This window comes from Streptomyces sp. NPDC048606, assembly GCF_040650855.1.
Taxonomy (GTDB): domain Bacteria; phylum Actinomycetota; class Actinomycetes; order Streptomycetales; family Streptomycetaceae; genus Streptomyces.
On the sequence record NZ_JBEZIB010000086.1, the window covers coordinates 1 to 6102 of the forward strand.

A 6102-nucleotide genomic window follows, 5' to 3' on the forward strand; every position below is an offset into this window, starting at 1 on the left:
CCCCGCCCCGCCGGCTCCTCCTCGCCGTCCGCCGGCAGACCGGCCAGGATCAGCCGCCAGTCCGGGGCGGCCGGCTCATCCGGGCCACGCCCAGGGCCGTCAGTCATCTGTCACTCCCTCAGGTACGCGGAGGCGGAGGCGGGTACCGGCGCGACGCCGGCCGGGGCCGCGCCACACGCGGTGGAGGCAGCGCCGCCCGCCGCGCGCCCAGAGGCGGCGCCGGCGGCTGCGTCCGGGGCGCACCGGTGGTCGGGCGCACCGTGCGCGCCGGCGCCGAGCTGCTCGACGTCGAGCCGGACGGCGCCGAGCTGCTCGACGTCGAGCTGGCCGAAGTCGTCGTCGAGCCGGCGCCCGCACGGCCGCGCCGCCCGGGCCCCGGCACCACCGGCGTCGACGTCGGGGCCGGGGCCGGCGAGCCGGCTCCCGTGCCAGCGCCCGTGATCGGCGCGCCCGACCGCCCGCCGGCCGCCCGACCGGCGTTGCGAGCCGCGCCCACAGTGACCCGCGGCCCTACTCCGCCGGACCCTGGACCACGCCCGGGGCCGGAGGATGGCCGGCCCGGCCGGGCTCCACCAGGCCCACCGGCAGGGGGCGGTGGAGGCGGCGCCGGCCGCCGCACCACCGGCCGCGCCGCCGGGGTCGGTGGGCGGTGCCGGCGCTCGATCGCGTCCCCGAGCCGGCCCGCCAGACGGCCCGGCGTACGCACCAGCCGGCCCGCATGCCGGCTCACACTCCGCGTGGCCAACGCGCCCAGTAGCGCGCCCGCCGACCCTCCGCCGCCGGCACTGCCCGCGCCGACGATGCTGGACAGAATCGACCGGTACTTGAAGGCGGCGGCGGCGCCCGCGAGCGACAGCGCCGAGGATCCGACCCACCCATAGGTGGGCATCGCCATTGCCGTGATCATCTGAAGGGTCATCACCGCGCCAGCCGTCAGCGTGACGATCGCGCTCTGAAGTACGGTCCCGATCAGGGCGTCAGCCCATCGAATGCCCCACTGTCGGGGTCGTCCTGGAATCACCCAAAGTGCCGCGAAGAATGGGCCGACGATGAGGAGGAAAAGGGCTCCCATCAAGGCTGTGATACTCCCCAGCAGAAGCACGATAAGCAGAATTCCAAACAGGAGCGCCACGGGAACGGCCACGAGGAGAACGCCGGCACGCTCCATCGGCCGATGCCCTTGCTTCCATTTCATGGATTCTTCACCGACGGCCTCTTTGGTCAATTCCTCCTGAAGGAATTCCTTCCTCTTTTCTGAATCTGTGCCGAAATCCAACACTCGGCGTCCATACTTTTCGCAGATTTCGAGGGAGCCGAATTCTGCGAGACACCAAGGCGTCCCGACGTACACACGCCAAACGGCGTCACTGGATCTGCGTACGACTCTGTCTTTCGCGTCGCCTTGATAGGTTGACGGGTTTTCCAGGGAGAACGGGATTTTCTCGATACCGCCGCCGGCGGAGCCAATCCCTGCTTCGGTCGCGCTCATGGCAACCTCGGTGCCGAGTAGTCTTCCCTGGTCAACACCTTCAACCCAGGTCTTGGGGGTCTGAAGGAGGGTGGCCGCAGCTACCGCCGAGACCAGAACCCACGCCAAATGCGAGTAGCCTTCCCCGTCTCCCCGTTGGGACTTGAAGAATGCCACCAGCGCACCGATTGCGAGCGCGGACGGGAAAATTCCCACCATGACCGCACCCGCACTACCACCAATGGCACGGGTCAGCGGTTCCTGCACATTCGGCATGTCTGTGAGTGCGAATGCCCAGCGCGCCAGAGTGGTGACTCCGGATCCGACAGCCACCAAAATGACCATCAGCACGTCTGCGATCAGGTGTAGCGCCGGATCAAGAAAATCGAAATCGCCGTACTCTTTATCCAATCGCCACGTGAGCATGTCCGGGTAGGTCTCGAACATAGTTTTCCCGGAGCTTGGAATGGAGGGGCTAGGAAGTAGCCCGCTCGCTCCGTCCGGATCGATCGTGTCGGCGGAGGCGACTCCCGCCACCGAAGTCCAAGTGGTGACCGCTGCAAGGATCGGCACGGCAAGCGTGCGCAGTCGGATCACTGGGCGCTCCGACGGGAGAGCGCGGCCACCGCCGGATCGGGGGCGTACGTCAAGTCACTGTCGAAGACGTCCTCGCGCTGCTCCACCCGCCATGACTCGCCCTCGGGAACCATGCGAAGGGCCGTGCGCGACGTCGTGACTGCCTTGCCCGGCCACGCAACAGTGTGGGAGACCATCACGGCCCACCCCTCCGGATGTGCGCTGAGGGCATGCACGCGGGTCGGAGGACGGTCCAGCAGCACCGGCCCGACCTCCGCACTACCCGGGTCCCTTGTCTCCCTGGTCGGGTGCATGCTCCGGCAGACGCTTCCTCGTTCGGAGGTCATCAGCCCACAGGCTGCCGGCCAGTCACGTGCGAGGGCGGCCGTCATGTAGGCGCGCGCCTGCTCGACTGCCGGGGCCGCCGGATCGGCAGCCGCGGTGGGCTCGTTCTCGCTCCCTTCGCGGCTGCCGCATCCGGTGGCGAAGAGCACGAGGAGGAGAGCCCCGATCGTGTGTCGTCGCCTCATGCGTGGACCTCCGGCTCGACGTCGGCCGGCTGCGCGGCGCGGGGGGCCGTGTCGAGAATGTCGGCCAGCTCGGCGGTGGGGATGTCCCATTGGACCTGAGCGGCGCCGAAGCGGGGGTCTCTGATGATGGAGTGGCCGTGCCGGATTTGATCGCCGTCCCCGTCGGCAAGTGCCCTGATGCGCTCGCGACTCTCCGGCCCTACGGGCAGCCCCAGCAGCTCCGCAAGGGCGTCTTGTTGGGGTGCGCTGGTCAACTGGAAGCCGACCACCACGGCGAGTTGCTCGATGACGCCGGGGAGCATCAGCAGGCCGGTGGCGTCCTGGGTGTCGAGCCCCAGCCAGACAGAGAGGGCGCGGGCCACCCTTGCCATGTAATCGAGAAAATGGCGTCCCTCGCTGGTACCGGTGAGCACGTGCACTTCCGGCACCAAGATCATCTTTGCCAGAGTGCGCAGATCGGGTCGGCCCGCCGTCGTGATCCCGAAGGCGAGGCAGGAGTGCATCACTGCGACGGACAGGGCCTGAACGGAGGTCCACCGCTCGCGGTCCTCGCCGGCCCGGGGCAGGGTCAAACCGGGGAGCTGAACAACGGAGAGGCCCGGCCGCGTGGTCAGTGGTGAGGCCGCGCCGGCTTCCGGGCGGCCCATGAAAAGGGACCCGTGCGGAGTGAGCGAGAGCTCGGCCAGTGCCTCGCCGGTGGCGCGGGCGAGCGGATCGGCGCTGTCCCGCAGGTGCTGGACGACCTGCCACGTCGCGGGTGCAGAGCTGCTGTCGATCACCGCGTTCGTCGCCGCTTGCAAAGCCACTTCCGCGCCGGCGGCGCGCAGGTGGGCGGGGGTGACCAGTGAGAGCTGGGAGGGCACTTCGGCGCGGGCGGCATCACGGCCGGCCGTGCCGAGGAGGGACAGCAGGTCGGCGCTGCCGGCGTGCGCGCGGTTCATCTGCACCAGGCGGGATGGCAGGCCGTATCGCTCCGCCGCATGGGCCAGGCCTGCGAGATCTCCCTTGAAGTCGAGCGCGAGCACCCACGCGCCGGACATCGCGGCCTCCAGCGCCATGATCATTCCGGCGGTGGACTTGCCGCGCCCTGAGCGTCCGAGGAAGGCCACCGTCGTGGCGTCACGGCCGTTCGGCAGAGGAGACAGGCGCACGACTCCGGGGGTGCTCCCGGTCAAGTATCCGATCACCGGGCCGGAGGTGTCGCCCACCCGTGCCCCGCCCCACCACCACGCCCCGGCGAGTGCGCGCGTGTCGCGCACGTGCCCGAGGTCGGGCACCCTGAGCCGATCACCGGGGAGGGCCTCCAGCCACAGTGCGCGCTGCTCGTCGACGCCGGGCTGAACGGTGATTCCGAGATCGCCGTAGTGTGCGATCGTCGCGTCCACGCGCGCCCTCAGGTCCTCCAGGCCCAGGGTGCTGGACACCACCACCCTGGGGTGGTCCTCCACCAGCGACATCTCCTCGCGCTCCAGATTCGCGCGGAGGTCTGCCATGGCGTGGCCGGCGTCGGTGATCACCCGGCCGGGGTCTCCCACCGCGTGTGACGTGGCCGATCGGGTCTGCTCCCGCACCATTCGGGCCGCTTCGTCCGTCCGCCCGATCGCCACCCGCTTCGGAAGGACTTTGAGGCGCACGGAGGCTTCGGGGCTGACCGCCGTCAGCCGGGCGGCGACGTCGGCGACGTCCTCCGGGTCCCCGGCCGCGTCGGGCGGAAGGTACGCGACCTCGGCCAGCGTGCGCAGCCACTCACCGGGCCCCGGCGTCACCATCTGCTCCGGGAATCCGGTCATGACCAGCACGGACACCCAAGCCGCGGTGCCCCCGTGAGCGTCCGTCATCCTCAGGTGATCGGCGTACGGGAGCACCCGGCCCTGGGTGAGCGCGGCCAGCGTGGCACCCGACACCACGCTTCCGCCCGTGGGCGCCGCAGCTCCTCGATGCTGCTCCCGGGCGATCATCCACGCCAGCATCTCCACCGGTGCCTGCGCGCACCGCCAGGGGGAGGCCTCCAGCCGTCGGCCCAGACGGCGGGCGGCGGCATGCCAGTGAGCCAGCTCCCGTGTGGGCACCCCCCGCGCCGCGACCCCGACCGCCTCCGTCAACTTCCGGCCCGCCGGAACCTGCCGTGCGCCCAGCCTGATCCCGATCAGGGTGTGACGGATCGGCAGACTGATCTGATCCAGCCGCTTCGCCCGGTCCTCGATCCACTCCTCCCACCGGCCGGACACGTACATGTCGGCGCCCTCGGCTCGGTAGTCATCCGCCGAGTACGGCGCCCACAGCACCTTCAGGTGGACGTCCATCCCCGCCAGAATCGACGTGAGCGCCACTTCCGCGCGCGCCTGCTCAGCGTCGCGCTCCGCCTCGCCCATCAGGTCCGAGTTGCTGGTCTCGGTCACGTACCACGCCCACGCGTCGGTGGAGGTGATGAGTACTCCGTCGGCCAGCGCCTCGTATCGGGGTGGCGACGCCGATCGGTCACCGGCGACGCCGACCAGCTCCGAGATCCTCTCCAACACCCTCATGCCCCGCGCCCCTTCCTGAGCGCCGGGCGCCGCCCGGTCGCGATCCTCACCATGTGGTCCGGCCCGTACAGACGAGCCGTCAACGCCATCTCCACCACGCCACCGGCACCCGGCACGTCACCGGCGCCCTTCGGTCCGAGCACCCGATCCGTCATGACCGGCCCCAGGAGGCGAACCAGCGCCGGCGTCTGTCGCTCCCACCGCGCACGGCGCGGGATCCACTGCGACCGGTCCGCCTGCCCCCGACCCCCTCGAACCACCGGTCGATGCCCCGACGCAAGGTACTGGCCGGCGATCACCCATCCGGCCAGAACCGAACGCCGATCACACCGGCGTGAGGGCTGCGCCCCCAGCACCGTCACCAGGAGCGGTGGAAGCAGGTAGGCGGTGAGCCAGTCCAGAGACGGAAGGCCGAATAAGACGAATCCCACCCCGTCCCACGTGCCGAAGGCGAGTGCTCCCAAGAGCATGGTCCGGCGCGAAATCCCGTGCCCTAGGTCCACCCCGAAAAGCTCATGCTGTCGCGCCTCCAACATGAAATGTCGGGTGTATGTCGTCCCTTCCCGCATCAGCTTGTGATCACCTTCGCGATGTCCGTCACCATGGTCTTTGCCTGATCCGGCAGCCAAATGAAAACGGCGCAGAATCCGGCGCTCCCCAAGAACGCCATTTTTTTACTGAAGTCTTCCGACCACGACAGCTTGAATGCTTTCACCACCATCACGGCAATGAAGAGGTTTCCGACGATTTTCACGATGGCGTTTTTGACCCCGGATCCGTCGGTCAGCGCCAGCAGAAGGACATCATGCACGGCTTTTCTCCTGTCTCCTCTTTCTAGAAATTCAGGGCAGGCTCAGGTGAGGTCATCACCAGAAATCCCGGCCACCTGCCAGCGCCCCGCCCGCGCGGATTCCACGCGCGTGAGCTGCACGCGATAGGCCTGCGTGATCTCGCCCCCGCTCACCGCCCACACGACCCGCGCCACGCCCACCCGGTCCGCACC

3 protein-coding genes are annotated in these 6102 nt (G+C 69.4%); all 3 read right to left on the bottom strand.

Annotation, left to right across the window (positions count from 1 at the left end; translation table 11 throughout):
- Positions 1-118: 118 nt before the first annotated feature.
- The gene (locus tag AB0D01_RS39345; protein ID WP_363064171.1) at positions 119-1915 is read right to left on the bottom strand and encodes a hypothetical protein; all 1797 of its coding nucleotides are present in this window, start codon (positions 1913-1915) and stop codon (positions 119-121) included.
- A gap of 655 nt (positions 1916-2570) precedes the next feature.
- Positions 2571-5099 (bottom strand): ATP-binding protein, encoded by a 2529-nt coding sequence (locus AB0D01_RS39350; protein ID WP_363064173.1) that lies wholly within the window; start codon positions 5097-5099, stop codon positions 2571-2573.
- Between the two features lie 568 nt (positions 5100-5667).
- Entirely contained in the window at positions 5668-5910 is a 243-nt protein-coding gene (locus AB0D01_RS39355) for a hypothetical protein (RefSeq protein WP_363064175.1), read from the bottom strand.
- Positions 5911-6102: the final 192 nt, after the last annotated feature.

Coding starts and splice junctions, on each gene's coding strand:
- AB0D01_RS39345 (WP_363064171.1), bottom strand. CDS start 1,915: ATGTTCGAGACCTACCCGGACATGCTCACGTGGCGATTGGATAAAGAG.
- AB0D01_RS39350 (WP_363064173.1), bottom strand. CDS start 5,099: ATGAGGGTGTTGGAGAGGATCTCGGAGCTGGTCGGCGTCGCCGGTGAC.